At 36.2% G+C, this 18,256-nt stretch carries 19 protein-coding genes and 2 other annotated features; of the genes, 13 read left to right on the top strand and 6 right to left on the bottom strand.

Features of this window, described 5'->3' with window-relative positions; genetic code table 11:
* The first annotated feature begins 107 nt into the window (after positions 1–107).
* Together I5776_RS18625 and I5776_RS18620 are read left to right on the top strand one after the other, a co-directional pair.
* Positions 108–506: a nucleotidyltransferase substrate binding protein gene (locus tag I5776_RS18625; protein ID WP_202778031.1), complete on the top strand. Its 399-nt coding sequence runs from the start codon at positions 108–110 to the stop codon at positions 504–506.
* A gap of 4 nt (positions 507–510) precedes the next feature.
* The gene (locus I5776_RS18620; RefSeq protein WP_202778030.1) at positions 511–831 is read left to right on the top strand and encodes a nucleotidyltransferase domain-containing protein; all 321 of its coding nucleotides are present in this window, start codon (positions 511–513) and stop codon (positions 829–831) included.
* A 207-nt stretch (positions 832–1,038) separates the two neighbouring features.
* Here the strand turns inward: I5776_RS18620 and I5776_RS21685 are convergent, their stop codons facing one another.
* On the bottom strand, positions 1,039–1,167 hold the full coding sequence (locus I5776_RS21685; protein ID WP_281397269.1) for a hypothetical protein: 129 nt from the start codon (positions 1,165–1,167) through the stop codon (positions 1,039–1,041).
* A gap of 61 nt (positions 1,168–1,228) precedes the next feature.
* Here I5776_RS21685 and I5776_RS18615 point away from each other — a divergent pair, with 61 nt between their 5' ends.
* Positions 1,229–1,540, top strand: a complete 312-nt coding sequence (locus I5776_RS18615; RefSeq protein ID WP_202778029.1) for a hypothetical protein — start codon at positions 1,229–1,231, stop codon at positions 1,538–1,540.
* A 579-nt stretch (positions 1,541–2,119) separates the two neighbouring features.
* Here the strand turns inward: I5776_RS18615 and I5776_RS18610 are convergent.
* A complete protein-coding gene (locus tag I5776_RS18610) occupies positions 2,120–2,656 on the bottom strand; it encodes a histidine phosphatase family protein (RefSeq protein WP_202778028.1) in 537 nt (178 codons plus the stop codon).
* Between the two features lie 104 nt (positions 2,657–2,760).
* On the opposite strand from I5776_RS18610, the gene I5776_RS18605 reads away from it, so the two are divergent.
* Positions 2,761–3,063: a hypothetical protein gene (locus tag I5776_RS18605; protein WP_202778027.1), complete on the top strand. Its 303-nt coding sequence runs from the start codon at positions 2,761–2,763 to the stop codon at positions 3,061–3,063.
* 33 nt (positions 3,064–3,096) lie between these two features.
* Here I5776_RS18605 and I5776_RS18600 read toward each other — a convergent pair whose 3' ends face one another.
* Entirely contained in the window at positions 3,097–4,230 is a 1,134-nt protein-coding gene (locus I5776_RS18600) for a LuxR C-terminal-related transcriptional regulator (RefSeq protein WP_202778026.1), read from the bottom strand.
* A gap of 208 nt (positions 4,231–4,438) precedes the next feature.
* On the opposite strand from I5776_RS18600, the gene I5776_RS18595 reads away from it, so the two are divergent.
* Positions 4,439–5,194: an SDR family NAD(P)-dependent oxidoreductase gene (locus I5776_RS18595; protein ID WP_202780860.1), complete on the top strand. Its 756-nt coding sequence runs from the start codon at positions 4,439–4,441 to the stop codon at positions 5,192–5,194.
* Between the two features lie 33 nt (positions 5,195–5,227).
* The gene (locus tag I5776_RS18590; protein ID WP_202778025.1) at positions 5,228–5,971 is read left to right on the top strand and encodes an SDR family NAD(P)-dependent oxidoreductase; all 744 of its coding nucleotides are present in this window, start codon (positions 5,228–5,230) and stop codon (positions 5,969–5,971) included.
* A 29-nt stretch (positions 5,972–6,000) separates the two neighbouring features.
* On the opposite strand, the gene I5776_RS18585 is transcribed toward I5776_RS18590, so the two are convergent.
* The gene (locus tag I5776_RS18585) at positions 6,001–6,822 is read right to left on the bottom strand and encodes a GNAT family N-acetyltransferase (RefSeq protein WP_202778024.1); all 822 of its coding nucleotides are present in this window, start codon (positions 6,820–6,822) and stop codon (positions 6,001–6,003) included.
* Between the two features lie 357 nt (positions 6,823–7,179).
* Positions 7,180–7,578, bottom strand: a complete 399-nt coding sequence (locus tag I5776_RS18580) for an acyl-CoA thioesterase (protein WP_202780859.1) — start codon at positions 7,576–7,578, stop codon at positions 7,180–7,182.
* 171 nt (positions 7,579–7,749) lie between these two features.
* Here I5776_RS18580 and I5776_RS18575 point away from each other — a divergent pair, with 171 nt between their 5' ends.
* On the top strand, positions 7,750–8,136 hold the full coding sequence (locus tag I5776_RS18575) for a response regulator (RefSeq protein ID WP_202778023.1): 387 nt from the start codon (positions 7,750–7,752) through the stop codon (positions 8,134–8,136).
* Complete coding sequence (locus I5776_RS18570; protein ID WP_202778022.1) at positions 8,129–9,046, top strand: cyclic di-GMP-binding domain-containing protein, MshE-related; 918 nt, start codon at positions 8,129–8,131, stop codon at positions 9,044–9,046. Before I5776_RS18575 ends, I5776_RS18570 begins: the two co-directional genes overlap by 8 nt.
* Positions 9,047–9,084: 38 nt before the next feature.
* Here I5776_RS18570 and I5776_RS18565 read toward each other — a convergent pair whose 3' ends face one another.
* Positions 9,085–11,088, bottom strand: a complete 2,004-nt coding sequence (locus tag I5776_RS18565) for a catalase (RefSeq protein ID WP_202778021.1) — start codon at positions 11,086–11,088, stop codon at positions 9,085–9,087.
* Between the two features lie 240 nt (positions 11,089–11,328).
* Between I5776_RS18565 and I5776_RS18560 the strand changes: the two genes are divergently transcribed.
* From I5776_RS18560 to I5776_RS18540, 5 genes are all read left to right on the top strand, one after another.
* On the top strand, positions 11,329–12,858 hold the full coding sequence (locus tag I5776_RS18560) for a GNAT family N-acetyltransferase (protein WP_425490390.1): 1,530 nt from the start codon (positions 11,329–11,331) through the stop codon (positions 12,856–12,858).
* Positions 12,859–12,933: 75 nt separating this feature from the next.
* Positions 12,934–13,164 (top strand) — a binding site (T-box leader).
* Positions 13,165–13,200: 36 nt separating this feature from the next.
* Positions 13,201–13,434 (top strand) — a binding site (T-box leader).
* A 71-nt stretch (positions 13,435–13,505) separates the two neighbouring features.
* Positions 13,506–14,717 carry a threonine--tRNA ligase gene (gene thrS / locus I5776_RS18555; protein WP_202778019.1) on the top strand — a complete coding sequence of 404 codons (1,212 nt, stop codon included), beginning with the start codon at positions 13,506–13,508 and terminating at the stop codon, positions 14,715–14,717.
* Positions 14,704–15,660, top strand: coding sequence for a LacI family DNA-binding transcriptional regulator (locus I5776_RS18550; RefSeq protein ID WP_202778018.1), 957 nt, complete (start codon positions 14,704–14,706; stop codon positions 15,658–15,660). The genes thrS and I5776_RS18550 overlap by 14 nt, the downstream gene beginning before the upstream one ends.
* 67 nt (positions 15,661–15,727) lie before the next feature.
* Positions 15,728–16,345, top strand: a complete 618-nt coding sequence (locus I5776_RS18545; RefSeq protein WP_202778017.1) for an HAD family hydrolase — start codon at positions 15,728–15,730, stop codon at positions 16,343–16,345.
* A 346-nt stretch (positions 16,346–16,691) separates the two neighbouring features.
* Positions 16,692–18,074, top strand: coding sequence for an amino acid permease (locus tag I5776_RS18540; RefSeq protein WP_202778016.1), 1,383 nt, complete (start codon positions 16,692–16,694; stop codon positions 18,072–18,074).
* Positions 18,075–18,256: the final 182 nt, after the last annotated feature.

Here is an 18,256-nt window from a genome sequence, read left to right as displayed (position 1 = left end):
ATAATAAATAATTCTTTTAAAGGTATTTGCTATAAGATAAAGAATATTTTCCATATAACTATTCCTCTTGAGATAACTTGAATAGACCCTATAAGGAGGTATCATGTATGGATTCGTTAAAGGATACTAGATGGAGACAAAGGTTTGAAAACTTTGAAAGGTCATTTAAACTTTTAGAGAGGTATTCTAAACAAGAGATTAAAACTGAATTAGAACAAGCTGGAATCATTCAATTCTTTGAAATTACATTTGAGCTGGCTTGGAAAGTATTAAAGGACTATTTAGAATCACAGGGGTATATAGTGAAAAGTCCCAGAGAAACGTTAAAACAGGCATTTCAAATAGGATTAATTGAGGAAGGTCATAATTGGATTGATGCCCTTTCCAAACGAAATTTAACTACTCATACTTATGATGAAGAATTTGCAAAAAAGTTTGTTCGCGAAATCGTTCAAGTTTATGTTCCAATTTTTAAATCATTATATGACAAACTTTCAAAGGAATGATTCGATGTTTGGATTATTGGATCGAGATTTTGAGTATATACGAAGAGCAATGGAAAATTTAAAAGAAATTGATAAAGCGATCATTTTTGGAAGTAGGGCTCTAGGGAACTATAAAAAAGGGTCAGATGTCGATATTGCGATATCAGGTAAAAATGTGACTAGTGAAACACTTTATCAGTTGGACGATCTTTTAAACGAAGAATTTCCACTACCTTATTTCTTTGACATCGTCCAATATGAAGAAATAAATAATGAAAATTTGAAAAGTCACATTGATACATTTGGTAGAGAATTATATAGAAAAAGTGAGCTTAGTCAGAAATAACCTGACTTTAGTGTCTAAAGTACGTGATAGAAAACTGAAAACCTTGTTTATCTTTCGTAAAATGTATTTACTAAAACATTCAAGGAAGGGTAAAATAACTTCGAGAAGAAATTGAGAACTTGAAACAGGACAAAATATATAAAACTAACCGATCATAAACGGACAATTCCTTTGCTTCGATAAGCAAGAGAACTGTCCGTTTACTTGTTAGACTTTATTCTTTACTCCCTTGTTTAATCCCAACTGGTCGAGGACATTTCGTTTTAATCGATCTGTAAAGGCAGGGGAGTATTCTCCTTGATTACACATAAAGATTACTTTATCATTAATTTTCATTTTGCACCTTCTGTGATATTCTCTTAAACTTATTGGATATAATGCTGTTATACATAACTTAATGTCGAATGAAAGACTATGCTCAACTACAAAGGGAAAACTACTATTTAAAACAATTATTGGTAAAGATGATGCACGCCTAGATATACTATTCTTAACAATGCAGATTTCTTGGAAGGGAAGCCTACAACAATATGTTGGTCGCCTACATCGTCATTACTCCACCAAGCAAGAAGTTCAAGTATATGATTACGTGGACGAAAAGGTCCTAGTTTTAAAAGCAATGTATGATAAACGATTAGTTTGTTATAAATCGATGGGGTATGTAATTGGTGATGGAAAGCAAGTTTCGGAACAAAGGAGGTTGTTTTAATAAAATTCTAAAGTAGTAGTGGATTCGAGCAGTAAAGCATAGAAACCGTGCAATAATCTTCTCGAAAGAAGCGAATTCGAGAAGGAAAGCATGGAAATCGCGCCTTTATCTACCCGAAAGAAGCGGATTCGAGAAGGAAAGGAGAGGAATCGTGCCTTTATCTACCCGAAAGAAGCGGGTTCGAGAAGGAAAGGAGAGGAATCGTGCCTTCATCTACCCAAAAGAAGCGGATTCGAGAAGGAAAGGAGAGGAATCGCGCCTTCATCTACCCGAAAGAAGCGGATTCGAGAAGGAAAGGAGAGGAATCGCGCCTTCATCTACCCGAAAGAAACGGATTCGAGAAGGAAAGGAGAGGAATCGCGCCTTCATCTACCCGAAAGAAGCGGATTCGAGAAGGAAAGCATGGAAATCCCGCCCCCATCTTCCCGAATGCAACAGATTCGAGCACCACAGTCTCGGCGCCTAGCCTCTACCTTCTCACTTCTTACATTTTCACAAAAATAAGCGTCAGAATGGAGCCAAAGTTAAGGGGTAACCTGGATATTGGTCCTCAAAATCACAAAAGAATTCAGCAAAAAGTTACAATATAAATTCATACAATTCCCCATTTTTGGCAATGGTGAATTTGGGCCCGGTAAAGCCTCTTTTTAAAAGTTCTTTTCTTATGTAAAACATCAATGCGGCATGACTAATAATGAGTATATCTTCCTTATTACTTTTCGAAATTTCATCTAACACGTAATTAATTTTCTTTTTTGTTTGGTTTATTTCTTCTCTTGTTTGCTTATTAAATAGATTGGCAAAGCGAATTAATAATGCCCATGCGATAAAAGGCAATTTTAATCTTGTACTGAAAACAGGTACAGCAATTTCTTGAAGCTCCTCTAACTCAATAATGTCCCGATCATAAAGATGTTTGGCTGTTTTTATAGCCCTTGACGTAGGACTTGAATAACAGGCTTTCCATTCAGTCGTTTTTGGAGGATCGTTTCTGTATTCAATTTCTGCAACATCATATTCTGCAAACCATTGTTTTACCTCTTCTGCAGAATATAGTCGTTTCTCCTTCGGGTAATCTTTCAACACTTTATAATGTCTGATTAAACCAATTTTCATGTGTATACTCCAATTCTATATATTCCAAAAAGGTTCTATAGTTATTCATGAATAAAATACTACTCTCTTAAAAAAACGCATATAAATCTTAAGAGGTGATATATATGCTGAAAATTATCGAGGATGATGTTCGTTTTCCTGAAGCGTTTGAAAAAGGAAGAACCATATCCCGTACGTACCGAACCTATCCATATAAAGTGTATCAGGCCAATTGTGCATTGCGAGGGATTGATTATGGTTTTTCGGATCAGGAAGGGATGTTTTTTCGAACAACGATTGATACAAGTAGTCAAATTATTTCACCATATGAAGTGAAGGTAACAATTACATTTGGTTTTCGATCGCGTGAATTTGATAAGAAAACAGATGAAACTATAAAATACTCACTTTTTTTACAATATGTATAAAGGGGAAGATCAAATCTGCCCCTACGATTGTTATTATTTTAATAAACCATATCGAAAGGCGTAGGCGACAACTTGTGTACGATTTTTAGCTTTTAATTTTGTCATTAAACTACTAACATAATCTCTTACTGTATGCTCACTTAAATACAAAATTTTTCCCATTTTTTTATTGTCATGCCCTTCAGCCAGTAAATCGAGGATCTCGCTTTCTCTTTCTGTTAAATGGAGATTAGGCAATCCCGATGTACTTTCGCCACTTCTAGATAAAAATAAACCTAGTCGATTTCCTACCTCCTCCAGAAAGTCTAGCTCTTCCTTCGAACAATCGAACTCTTCTCCCAATTGATCAAAGGTTAACCAGCCAAAAACTTGCTGCTTATTTGTAAGTGGTACAAATATAACGGATGAAAGATTAAATAATTCGATATGTTCATCCTTTACATATCCTTTAGGGTTCTTTAAAAAGATAGCTTTTTGTGTATTAAAAATCGTCGTTTCTCTTGAACTTAGTTGACCTTTCATGCTTTGAACTTTAGGCAATTCGGCACCGATTACCCCATAAAATTGATTGGACCAAGGAATATACGCATAGAATACGCATCGTCTATATGAAAAAAACTCCTCACATTTTTTTAAAATATGCGCAAAGTCATGTACTCCTGAGGAGCGTATAAGGAGTTTATTTAAACGATCCAAGGACTGGAGTTTAGTTTTGTCTTGGGAAAATTTCGAATAGACATCTGTCTTATCTTCATTTATCCATTCATTAAAACGATAGATAAGTTGAGAATAGATGGATAACAAACACATGAGAATTGAGGTGCTTCGATTGTACTTCATTTGAATCATTAATGTGATTAATGCTTTCTCAAAAATTAAACGGAACAGGTTAAAGCTTTTTATAGATAAGAGAGATAATTGTGATTTCAGCCAAACGATTATATGGCTTTCGAAATCATCTTCAGTTTCCTCGATGTTGTAGGTAACGAAAAATAGTAAAAACGAGTCCAATATTGCTCCGATTATTTTTTTGTCATCAGGAGAAAGAGTGTCGTCCTGATTTAAATAAATGCATAGATTTTCTTCTAATTGTTGATGATGAGTTTTTATAAATAAAACGAATTGCTTAAAGGTAATTTCGTCATATGAATGAAGAGATTGAGCCATAGAAAATAGTTCTCCTAACTAAAAGTAACATACCTATAAATGGAGGGAAGATCCCTTCATATTATACAGCATTTTATAGGATAGTATTTCAAAATGAAAGGAGTAAGATGGAATTGTGGCAAGTTAATGAATCTTTTTATAGCTAATGTCAAATCATAGAAAAGTGTCGTTAGTTCGCAGCATTCATATTGAAAGGTTTGTGATGAACATGAGACTTGAAAATAAGGTGGCTATTATAACTGGCGGTGGAACGGGAATTGGAAAAGAAACCGCATTATTATTTGCTAAAGAAGGGGCAAAAATTGTTATAACGGATATTAATCAAGAATCCGGAAATCAAGCAGCTAAGGATATTCAAGAAAATGGCGGGGAGGCTCTTTTTATCCAACATGATGTGAGCAATGAAGATGATTGGAAAAAAGTGGAAGATGAAACGATAAAAACATTTGGGAAAGTGGATATTCTTTTTAATAATGCTGGAATTTATATTATTAAACCATTAGCAGAAATTGAATTAGCAGACTGGAATCGTCTGATGTCTATTAATGTAACTGGTGTTTTTTTAGGGATGAAACATATTATGCCATTAATGGCGAAACAAAATAAAGGATCGGTTATCAATGCTTCCTCTATCGCGGGGCTAACTGGTGCACCCGGACATGTTCTATATGGAGCGAGCAAAGGTGCTGTCCGTATTATGACAAAGGATGCTGCGATGGAATATGCTCCATATGGCGTACGAGTTAATTCGATTCATCCAGGGTATATTGATACTGGAATGGCTGATTATGCATCCGAAGTTTCGGGAAGTTCAAAAGAAGAGTTGGGTAAAAGTTTATTTCCATTAGGACATCTTGGCTCCGTGAAAGATGTTGCTAATACTGTATTATTCTTAGCTTCTGACGAATCAGCATATTCAACAGGTGCAGAATTTGTTATAGATGGTGGAGCGACATCAAGATAATCGGATCAATTGAACATAAAGGAGCGATTTAACATGAGATTAAAAGACAAAGTAGCCATTGTAACTGGCGGAGCAAGTGGAATAGGAGAAGCAACGGTTCGTTTATTTGCAGAAGAAGGTGCGAAAGTAGTTATTGCCGATTTTTCTGAGCGCGGTAAAAATATTTCAGAAGAATTAAATGCAAATGGACATGATACCCTATTTGTAAAAACAGATGTAACCAATGAAGAGCAAATTAAACAAATGATCAGTGAAACAGTAAACAAGTACGGTAAACTTGATATTATGTATGCAAATGCGGGAATAGCTGATGATGCACCAGCCCATGAATTATCTTATGAAAGATGGAAAAGAACCATTGATATCAACCTATCAGGTGTGTTCCTTTCAGATAAATATTCTATTGAACAGTTTCTTAAACAAGGTACCGGCGGTGTCATTGTAAATGCAGGATCCATTCATAGCTTTGTTTCGTTACCAAATCCAACTGCCTATTCTTCTGCAAAAGGCGGCGTGAAGTTACTAACTCAAAACTTATGTACTGCTTATGCAAAAGATGGAATTCGTATAAATGCAGTTTGCCCTGGCTATATAGATACTCCTTTACTTTCAGAGGTAAATCCGGAGCAGAAAGAATTTTTAGTTTCTCTTCATCCGCAAGGAAGATTAGGAAAACCGGAGGAAGTTGCTAAAGCAGTTCTATTTTTAGCAAGTGATGAATCTAGTTTTGTAAACGGGACAACCTTACTTGTTGATGGCGGGTATACTGCACATTAATGACAAGGGACAGTGAATCCACTGTCCCGTTATTTGTATTCATAGTAATCCTGTGAATCGTATGCTTTGAAGCCGCATGACTCATAAAGTTTTAAGGCATTGGCATTTTTTGATTCTACTTCTAGAAAAATATCAAATCCATTTTGATGCTCTTGTCTAAGTATTTTCTTTATGGCTCTTCTTCCGATTCCTTGTCCCTGATATTCTGGAAGAATCGCAAAACCATAAATCCATGCTTCTTTTTTTATATGTTGGATTCGTATTTTCCCTACTTTTTGTTGCTTTTCTTCTATAATAAAGAAATCTTGGGCATTTTCCTTTTTTATTCTTTGATTATAAACTTTCGCTTCCTCTTCAGAAAAACCAAAACATTGAACATCTAGCTGAATTTCTGTTTCAATATCATCAGGGGTAGTAGGTCGAATCATAATATGTTCCTCTTCACCTAAATTCGTTTCTGTCCATTTCATTTGATGTTCTGAGAAAGAAAATTGACAAGGAAGTGTTTTTAGCCATTCTTTCCCCGAGAAAGAGCGGGTAGGAGAATTTAATAGAATTTGACTAACGTTTTGGTTTTTAATTTCATTTATGGCTTTTGAGAAAAGCTTAGAAAATATTCCTTTTCTTCGATGATTTGGGTGGATCATCCCGCACACTTCTACTTTATTACCAAATCCATATACTCCTAAAAAACCGATAAGTTGGTCGTCTTCATAGTAAAGAAAGTCTGTTTTTTCCTTCTCATTTCGAGATTTTAACATTTCCCAATTTAATTTTAATTGGATCTTCTCCTCTTGTTCACATATGAGTTGAAGTTTTTTTATATCATCTAATTCTTTAGTATTTAGCATCCGTCTAACCCCTTTCTACTACAGATTAATTTATTCGACATTACTTATTTCATCTCCTTTAGTTTGACAAACTTTTTATGGAAAACGAAGCACTAAGGCATTGGTGAAGCGAGTTTATGGATTTTTAATCAAACGTTTGATTGAGAGGTGAAAATAGTCGAAAAAGGGAAGTTGTGTCGAATGTTGAGTGGACAATAGATCCGTTATTATTAGTAAATGTCCTTAATTGAAGGAATAAGAGGACACTGATTCCAGCTAAAAGCAAAAAAGCACAAGAAATCGCTGCACTTTTTACATTTAACGGAACCCATGTCCTCGAACAGAAGAAATTGATCCATTTTGTCACAGATAACGGAACTAGAGTCCTTCAAATAGTGTGCGTAATTCATCAGGTACATCACAGCTTTTACGTGTTAATGAATTCATGGTAACACTTGTTACGAGTGCATCTGCACACTTTTCCCCATGCTGATTATAAATTTCTTGCAGTAAGACATAACTGCTTCTTCCAACTTTCTCCGGGCGTGTTCGAATTGAAAGCTGGTCATTTTGTCTGCATTCTCTTCGATAATTAATGTTTATGTTAACTGTTACTGTTTGTATTCCCATATCAAGAAAACGATCATAAGGAAGCCCCGCGTTTTCATACCAATTTTCACGGCCCCATTCCAAGTATTCCAAATACTTTGCATTGTTAACATGACCATTCACATCAATTTCTGTAGAGCGGACAATAATTTCTAGAACATCCTCTATCATGTGTTCACCAAACCCTATCTTTTTACCATTATCATATCATAATGTTGTTTTTAGTTTAATGTAGCAAGTAAATAAATTAGAATCGTCTGAAAAAAACAAAAGGAAAAACGAATAGGTCTGTAGAACTATTAAAATATTAACGTTTTCTAGATTAAGGAGTTGTAGTACATGGAAAATAATTTAAAAGTCCTAATTTGTGATGATTCTGTACTAATTCGAAAAAAATTAAGAGGTATTTTAGAGAAATGTAGATGTGAGAAAGTACTTGAGGCTGAAAACGGAAATATGGCCGTTGAAATAGTAAAAGCTCATAACCCCGATTTAGTATTTATGGATATCGTTATGCCTGATAAAGATGGAATTGAAGCATTAAAAGAAATCATGGAAGTTAATTCAAAAGCGAAAGTAGTTATGGCTTCATCTGTTGGGACAAATCAGCATCTTAAAAAGGCACTGGAATTTGGGGCATATGATTTTATTCAGAAACCGATTACGCTTGAGGCAGTTACGAATGTAGTCGAAAAGGTTTTGAAGGAGGGAAGCGTAAATGTTTAGTCAATATTTCGGCCATTACTTATTAAATCGTGGATTAATTACAAAAGAACAACTTACAGATGCATTGGAACTTCAGAAATCCGTTCATGTGAAATTTGGAGTTATGGCTGTTGATGAGGGGTTTATGACTCCGCTGCAGGTTGGAGTAGTTCATGAGAAACAAAAACAGTTGGATAAACGATTTGGTGAAATCGCGGTAGATCTTGGTTACTTAACCAATGAACAGGTCGAACTACTGGTATCTAATCAAAAACAAAAGCATTTATTTCTAGCTCAAGCACTCGTTGACCGTGAATATATGACGATTGAACAATTCGGCAAGGCTTTAAATGATTATAAGAATGAGAACAGCCTTTCAGATGAGCAGTTTGAGGCAGTAAAGAATGGAAGTATCGAAACATTGGTTGAAAATATTCTAGTTAATGACTCTGAGAAAGAAGCAGTATTCGGAAGATATCTCTCGCTTTTTATGAAAAATATGATACGGTTTATCGATGATCAAGTATATATAGAGGTAGCCGAAAAAGAAGTTATTGTTGGAGATTGGTTAGTTCATCAAGAAATTTTAGGTGAAGTGCCATTCTTTACAGCTATTAATGCTGATGAGAAAGCATTTCTCCATATAGCTTCAAAGCATGCGGAGGAAGAATTACATGAAGTGGATGAAATGGCGAGAGCATCTGTCAGTGAATTTTTGAATCTGCATAATGGGATTTATCTCGTCAATATGTCAAATTGGGGAGTCGAGTTAGAAATGAAACCTCAACAAATAAATGGAAGGGCAACAGTTTCCGGAGATATATTTGTTGTAAATATCCATACTACTAAGGGGTCTTTCCAATTAATTCTCTCGAATCAACCCGAGAACATTACAATAGAGCAGCCAATAGAAAGTCTGCAGACACTGTAATGGACAGTGGACCTGGTCCACTGTCCATTGAATCTAGCCTAGTATCGATCCCAGAATCGGCCTTGGGCGATCCCTTCAATAAATAATTGTAGATTAGATACGGATAAATCGTACACGCCAGAGGCATTTATATCAATGCGGCTCTTTTCTATAGATTGATGAACATCGAGAGCTAAACCTAAAGGCTTACAATGTTTATATGTCGTTTCAATAAATTCCAAAACGGGTGCATCAATAATTGATTGGCTGCTAATTACTAATACTGCATCAAAAAGAGTGGGATCTGCAGTATCATACGTATCCGTCACTTTTAGCATGCCGTTTAACTGATAAGCTCTTTTATCAACGATACTATAATTCACTTTATTCTGCACAAACGTTTTAATCCAATCCGAAAGCTGCGCTTCATTAGGTTTCCCATTTAATAGAACGGCAACTGACTTTGTATCGGGCTTACTTATGGTGTTTGCCATGCTTAAGGCTGGGGACTTTTTCGTAGTATTTACTTCTAGATTTTGTTCAGGTAACAATGTCCCGATATTTTCGGCAACTTCTTTTGCCAATTGTCGATCAATATGATTGATAAGATCAACTGCGTTATATTTGACCATATCACATTTACATTTGCCTAATTCAAAACTAAATGCATTTTTTACATGACGTTGTTCATAAGGAGCAAGACTATTGTAAAATAACTTTGCTTGTGAGTAGAAGTCTAAAAAGCTATCACTGCGACCTCTAATTTTGTTTCCTTCCACTTTTTCCTGATAATGCTCATAACCACCCTTTTCAACAGGAACGGGTTGGGGTTGATTAGCATTTAAGCCATTTCGATGATAGCTTGTTTGACCATGATGGATCGTCATTTGATGCATTCCATCTCGCTGATTATTATGAAAGGGACATACTGGTTGATTAATTGGAATCTGGTGGAAGTTAGGACCCCCTAATCTTGATAGTTGTGTATCGGTATAGGAAAACAAACGACCTTGAAGTAAAGGATCATTGGAAAAATCGAAACCAGGCACAACATGACCAGGGTGAAAAGCGACTTGTTCCGTTTCTGCAAAGAAGTTATCAACATTTTGATTTAAAGTCATTTTCCCAACGTTTTTCACTGGAACCTCTTCTTCTGGCCATAATTTCGTTGGATCTAAAATATCAAAATCAAATGTATGTTCATCCTCTTCCCGAATAAATTGTATTCCTAGTTCCCATTCAGGGAAATCTCCTTTATCAATGGCCTCATATAAATCTTGACGATGAAAGTCGGGGTTCTTTCCAGCTATCTTTTGCGCTTCATCCCACACTAGAGAATGTACACCTAATGCTGGTTTCCAATGGAATTTTACAAAATGCGCTTCTCCTTCAGCATTCACAAGGCGGAAGGTATGTACGCCAAATCCCTCCATCATACGCAAGCTTCGGGGGATGGCGCGATCGCTCATATGCCACATGATCATATGTGCTGATTCATGATTTTGACCGATAAAGTCCCAAAACGTATCGTGTGCACTGGCACCTTGAGGGATTTCATTATGTGGTTCGGGTTTAACAGCATGGACAAAATCAGGGAATTTAATCGCATCTTGGATAAAGAACACCGGCATATTATTTCCGACTAAATCGAAATTGCCTTCATCCGTGTAAAATTTTGTTGCAAAGCCGCGCACATCACGGACGGTATCGCTCGATCCTCTAAAACCCTGAACAGTAGAAAAACGAACAAATACTGGGGTGATTTTTGTTGGATCTGTTAAGAAATCGGCCTTAGTAAAGCTCTCTAAAGATTCATATAGTTGGAAGATTCCGTGTGCACCAACTCCTCGTGCATGAACGACACGCTCAGGAATTCGTTCATGGTCGAAATGGGTCATTTTTTCTTTGAAATGAAAATCTTCCATCAAGGTAGGGCCTCTTAAACCGTTTTTTAAAGAAAATTCATCCTCAGACATTTTTAATCCTTGATTAGTAGTTAAACCTGCCTTTTTTTCATTATTGATTGCATATTTCTTTAATTGATTTGTTTTCTTATTTTCCATTATTAGCCTCCTATACTAGTTAAGAAACTTGAACTCCTAATTTTCAACTACCCTCTAGGTAATGGAATAAACGTGGCAGGACGGTAAAAGGGTCCATTGTCCAAAGTGCCTTAAAAAAATTTGAATGGAAGTTAAAACATTATATAAGAGGGTATGATAACCGTAGGAAGTGTGTGGAGTAAATCCAAATAAAATGATAAAAGATTTTGTTAGGGGTGTGAGAACGTGACAGAAACAGATATGTCGAAATATGAAAAGAAAATTATCGTTAGGAATATAGAGATAGAGGATATTGATGACATCATGGACTTGTGGAAGCGTTGCTTTCCCGGAATGGAACCATGGAAGCGGGAGCAATTAGAAAGCCATATTCAAACGTTTCCAGAAGGGCAGTTTTGTGTGGAATACGAGGACAAAATTGTCGGTACATGCTCTAGTCTTATCGTAAATTTTGATGAGTACGAAGATCAACACACATGGAATACCATTACTGATAATGGATATATTACGAATCATGATCCGGATGGATTTAATCTTTATGGAATTGAAGTGATGGTTGACCCGGAATATCGCAGGATGAAATTTGGACATCGTTTGTATGAAGCAAGGAAGGAGCTCGCACGAAAGTTAAATCTGCAAAGCATTATCATTGGCGGGCGAATTCCAAATTATTATAAATATAAGGCCGAGATGACCCCACGAGAGTATGTGACGGAGGTTGAAAAGCATAGTATATACGATCCGGTACTTTCGTTTCAGCTTCTTGAAGGATTCAAAATTAAACGGATAAATACAAGGTATCTTCCGGATGATAAGGCATCTGCTGCTTTTGCAACACTGATGGAATGGAATAATATCGATTATTTACCTAAGACGAAAAGAGTGTATCGGGCATCATTTCCTATAAGAATTTGTTCCATCCAATACATGATGAAGAAAATTGATTCATTTGAGGACTTTACACGACAAGTTGAATACTATGTGGATGTTGCGGCTGATTTTGGCTCGGATTTTGCTGTTTTTCCTGAATTATTTACAACCCAGTTGATGTCGTTTCTAGAAGAAAAACGTCCGGACCAAGCTGTTCGACGATTAGCAACCTATACCGATTCGTATATTGAGTTATTTACAGAGTTAGCTGTGCGCTATAACGTGAATATTGTTGGAGGATCCCATTTTGTTGAAAGGGATGGAGATATTTATAATGTTGCTTATTTATTCCGCCGTGATGGAACAATTGAAAATCAATCAAAAATTCATGCCACACCGAATGAACGAAAGTGGTGGGGAATAGCTGAGGGTAATGAGATTAATGTGTTTGACACGGATTGCGGAAAAATTGCGATTCAAATATGTTACGATGTTGAGTTCCCGGAACTTGCCCGTATTGCCGTTGATAAAGGAGCAAATATTATTTTTGTTCCGTTTTGTACAGAGGATCGTCAAGGATATCTTCGTGTTCGCTACTGTGCACAGGCAAGGGCGATAGAAAATCAGGTTTATACATGTATTGCAGGTACTGTCGGCAACTTAACACATGTTGAGAATATGGATATTCAATATGCACAATCAGGTATTTTTTCTCCGTCTGATTTTGGTTTCGCGAGGGATGGGATAGTTGGGGAGTGTGACCCCAATGTGGACACAGTTGTTGTTGGAGATGTGGATCTTGAGAAACTAAGGCGTTCGCGCAATAGTGGCTCCGTTAGACAATTACGGGATCGCCGAAAGGATTTATACAGAATTGAGACGAATAAGTTTCCTAAGTAAAAAAGGAATTTGAATATTTTAGAAAAAACCCTTGCATTTTTCAAATATCGATGTTAAAATTCATTTCAATATAAATTGAAAGCGTCGATTAGGACATGAATTATTCTTGTTAATCTTATTAGAGAACAGGGTCATTGGCTGAGAGCCCTGAAGATAAGGGAGTAGTTTACCACCTATGAGCATTATAGGGAAATGTAGTAAACAAATTAACTATAATCGGTAAAACCGTTATCTTTCCTGAGCATAATGTACGAAGTATGTGCATTGTGAAATTAGGGTGGCACCACGATCGCACTCGTCCCTTCTATGGGATGAGTGCGTTTTTTATTTATAAATTTAATACTAATCGCGATGAAAAGGACATGAATTATTCTCGTTTTTCTTAATCAGAGAACAGGGTCATTGGCTGAAAGCCCTGAAGAAAAGAGAGTAGTTTACCACCTTGGAGCAATTATAGGGAAATGTAGAAACAGATTAACTATAATCGGCAAAAACCGTTATCTTTCCTGAGCATAATGTACGAGGTCTGTGCATTGTGGAAACTAGGGTGGCACCACGACCGCACTCGTCCCTTCTATGGGATGGGTGCGTTTTTTTTTAGACTCTTTTCTTAACTTTTGTAAAAAATATTCTAGGAGGAATCAATTATGTTAAACGAAATGGAAGTAGAAAAAAGAAATCATCGAAAATTAGGCCAAGAATTAGAGCTATTTGCCTCAATGGAAGAAGCACCAGGGATGCCGTTTTTCTTACCTAAAGGAATGGTGATAAGAAATGAACTGGAAAATTACTGGAGAGAAAAGCATGTTAAAGCGGGCTATCAAGAAATTAAAACTCCGATTATGATGAAGCAGGAACTTTGGGAGCAATCGGGTCACTGGGATCACTATCACGAAAATATGTATTTTTCCAATGTAGATCAGCAAAATTATGCAATAAAGCCGATGAATTGTCCCGGTGCTATCTTAATTTTTAATAATAAGAGAAGAAGTTATAGGGAATTACCGGTTCGATACGCAGAACTTGGATTAGTTCATCGTCATGAATTGTCGGGGTCGTTAAATGGACTGCTTAGAGTTAGATCATTTACTCAGGATGATGCACATCTATTTGTTAGGGAAGACCAAATTGAAGCTGAAATTGAAAAGGTATTAGAGTTAATTGCAGAATTCTATACACATTTTGGGTTTGAGTACAAGGTAGAGCTATCTACACGCCCGGAAGAATTTATGGGCTCCAAAGAGATTTGGGATGATGCTGAAGCTGCATTAGAATCTGTATTAAAAAAGAAAGCTATTGCATATCAAGTCAACCATGGTGATGGAGCATTTTATGGTCCAAAAATTGATTTTCACATTCTAGATTCTTTAGGTAGAAGCTGGCAGTGTGGAACAGTTCAATTAGATTTCCTAATGCCTGAAAAGTTCAATTGCTCCTATGTTGGGGAAGACGGTCAATTTCACCGACCAGTGATGATCCACCGAGCAATATTTGGTTCAGTCGAACGGTTTATGGCGATTTTAATTGAACATTTCGCAGGCGATTTTCCACTTTGGTTATCACCTGTTCAAGCAAAAATCATCCCCATTGCTGCATCCCATGTAGATTATGCGAAGAATATAAAACTTCAACTAGAATCAGCAGGTTTTCGAGTGGAAGTTGATGATAGAGACGAAAAAATGGGATTGAAAATTAGAGAGTCAGAAAAGCAAAAGATACCTTATATGCTTGTTATTGGTGATAAGGAAATGAAAAATGAATCGGTGGCGATTAGACAACGAAGGAATGGGAATCTTGGTGTTAGAAGTATTAAAGAGATAATTGAACTGCTAGAGGGTGAGATTTGTGACCAATATTAGCGATATAGCGAGGATAGCAGGGGTATCGGTATCCACTGTATCAAGAGTATTAAACAATCATAAATATGTTTCCGAAGATAAAAGAAAAATCGTTCAGAAAGTTATAAAGGAAATGAATTATACCCCGAACAAAAATGCTGTTGATTTAATTAGAGGGGAAACAAAAATGATTGGAGTAATCATTCCCTATAACAATAATCAGGCGTTCGATCAAATGTTACATGGAGTAATAAATAAATCTGTGGAAAAAGATTACTCGATAACGGTTCTTGCTACGAAATACAGTAAAGAAAAAGAGCTTGAATACCTTTCAATGCTCAAAAATAAATGGCTTGATGGTATTATTATCACTTCTAGAGCAAATAGTTGGGAGACCATCATTCCTTATACAGAATATGGTTCAATCGTTTCATGTGAATACACCACTCATTCCGAAATTGGATGTGCATACATTGATAGATTCTCTTCCTATGTCGATGCTTTTCAATATCTTAAAGATAAAGGACATGAGAAGGTAGCCTTTACAACTGCTAGAGGTACTGAGAGTATCAGCACGGAGCAAACAATTGCTGCATACAAAAGAGTGTTTGGGGGCCTTCCAGATGAGTATTATCTTCCCAATTGTTTTCGATTTGAGGATGGTTATTATGCGGGAGAACAATTATTTGGCCGGGCTGTCAAAACAAAGCCGACGGCGATATATGCCAACGGGGATGAAGTAGCAGGAGGGATTTATAAGTATGCGCGTTCCAAAAATATGAATATACCTAATGATCTAGCCATTTTAGGACAAGAAAATCAACCCATTGGGGTAGCACTTGATCTATCTTCTGTAGATCATCAATTAATAAAAGTCGGAGAACAAGCATTTGAATTAACAGTACAGAAATCAAGAAGAAACATAGAAATTCCTTATAAAATTATCGAACGTTCTTCCATTTAAGTATTGACCTGAAATCCATTTCATCTTTTACCATATTCTAAACAGATAAATATGGAGGATGATTTAGGTGTACAGTACGTTTATTTTTGATTTAGATGGAACGATTATCGACTCTGAAATGATTGGACTTTCAGCACTGCAATCGACTTTAAAAGAGCAAGGGATCGAAAAAAGTCTGGATGAGCTCCGTTTTTCCTTAGGCATTCCGGGACTTACAACATTAGAAGTATTAAATATAGCTGATATACCTACGACACTTGAAACGTGGATGGAAAAAGAAAAGCCTCTTATGAGGAATGTTCCGATTTTTGAAGGAATGATAGATGTCGTATCTCAACTTCCTAAAACAGGAATTGTAACATCCCAAACGATTGAAGAAATGAACAATAGCTTTTATTTACTAAATATCGATCATTTATTTGATTCCGTTGTTTGCGCCAGTGATACGGTAAAACATAAACCACATCCCGAGCCATTGGAAAAAGGTATCGAACAATTAGGCTGTAGCTCACATGAGGCCATATTTATTGGGGATTCTATTTATGATATGGAGTGTGCCAAATCTGCGGGTGTAGATTTTGGCCTTGCGTTATGGGGGGCAAAAACAATAAAAGGATTTCAGAATGCTGATTATATTCTTGAACATCCTAAAGATATATTAAATTTGCTTCATTTAAACCAATGATGATGCAATAATAAAAATGGCCTACAGAAAATCCTCTGTGGGTTATTTCCTTTACAAATATTTTCGAACATCGACTACCGTCGTAAACCTTCTTTCTTGATTCCTTGGCATACACATAAAATCAAGAACTTCGAAGATTAATATACTTACAATAAATATTTTATTAGTATAATTACTATTTCAGTAAGTAATTGAATTCCTTCATAATTTCATTTACGAATTATAATGATATGGTAAGTGTTGTTTCTGAAATTATTCGTAATTTATTTTGAGTATTTACAAAAAAATATTATTATAAAATAAGAAATAATTTTTCCGTAGGACCTAGCATCTGGAGGAGATTATTATGTCAAACAAAGAATTAAATAGGGGTCTCAAGTCACGCCATATTCAGATGATTGCTTTAGGAGGTACCATCGGAGTAGGGTTATTTATGGGATCAGCTAGTACGATCAAATGGACAGGTCCGTCTATCATGCTAGCATATGCTATTGCGGGTCTGTTTATCTTTTTTATTATGCGCTCTATGGGTGAAATGCTCTATTTAGAACCTAGTACGGGTTCGTTTGCAACCTTTGCGCGCAATTATATCCATCCACTTGCAGGTTATATAACAGCATGGAGCTACTGGTTCCAATGGGTTATTGTCGGCATGTCCGAGATTATTGCTGTAGGGATGTATATGAAATATTGGTTTCCGGATCTGCCTGCTTGGATACCCGGTGTCGTTGCATTGGTCATTCTTGGAGCCGCCAATCTTATATCTGTAAAATCATTTGGGGAATTTGAATTTTGGTTTGCACTAATAAAAATAGTAACAATTGTTCTGATGATTATTGCGGGACTTGGACTGATCTTTTTTGGATTAGGAAATGGAGGTCATGCAATTGGCTTATCAAACCTTTGGAAAAATGGGGGATTTTTTGCGGGTGGTTTGAAAGGCTTCTTCTTTGCCCTTTCCCTTGTCGTTGCGTCTTATCAGGGGGTTGAATTAATTGGCATTACTGCAGGTGAGGCAAAGAACCCGACACAAACGTTAACGAAGGCGATTAAAACAATTATTTGGCGTATATTAATTTTTTACATTGGTGCCATTTTTATTATCGTAACCGTTTATCCTTGGGATCAACTTAATGCTGTAGGTAGTCCGTTTGTTTCTACCTTTGCCAAAGTAGGGATTACTGCCGCTGCCGGAATAATTAACTTCGTTGTGATTACTGCAGCGATGTCTGGGTGTAATAGCGGGATATTTAGTGCCGGTAGGATGCTTTATACATTAGCACTAGATGGACAAGCACCTAAAATTTTTGCAAAGGTATCTAAAAATGGTATACCCGCCTATTGTACGATTGCAGTTCTCATCGGATTAGCTCTTGGGATTGTCTTAAATTATCTTGCACCAAAACAATTATTTCTTTATGTGTATAGTTCAAGTGTTCTACCTGGAATGATTCCATGGTTCGTTCTATTAATTAGTGAACTTCGATTTCGGAAAATAAGGGCTGCTGAATTGGGCAGTCATCCGTTCAAAATGCCTTTTGCCCCTTATAGTAATTATATAACAATTGCATTCCTGTTAATGGTTTTGGTTGGCATGTGGTTCAATTCTAATACGCGGATATCCTTAATCGTTGGTGTTGTTTTCCTAGTAATTGTCGCGACAAGTTATTATTTATTAAAGATGAACAAGAGAACACCAATAAATTTTGATCGAGATCAGAACCAATAGAAGATGTTCACTAGAGATTCATTTTGCATATTGATTGCTATTTTTACTTTTTGAAGGAAAAGTTAAATTAACTTCTTATCCTATAACCCGATATATTCAATCATTCGTGCTTGTGGTATGATGAAATATATTGGATTATAGGATAAAAATAGTAATTTTTTTGAGATGAATTTTTGGAGGAT

The sequence above is a fragment of the Heyndrickxia vini genome, assembly GCF_016772275.1.
GTDB lineage: Bacteria > Bacillota > Bacilli > Bacillales > Bacillaceae_C > Heyndrickxia > Heyndrickxia vini.
This window is presented reverse-complemented; position numbering and strand designations above follow the sequence as displayed.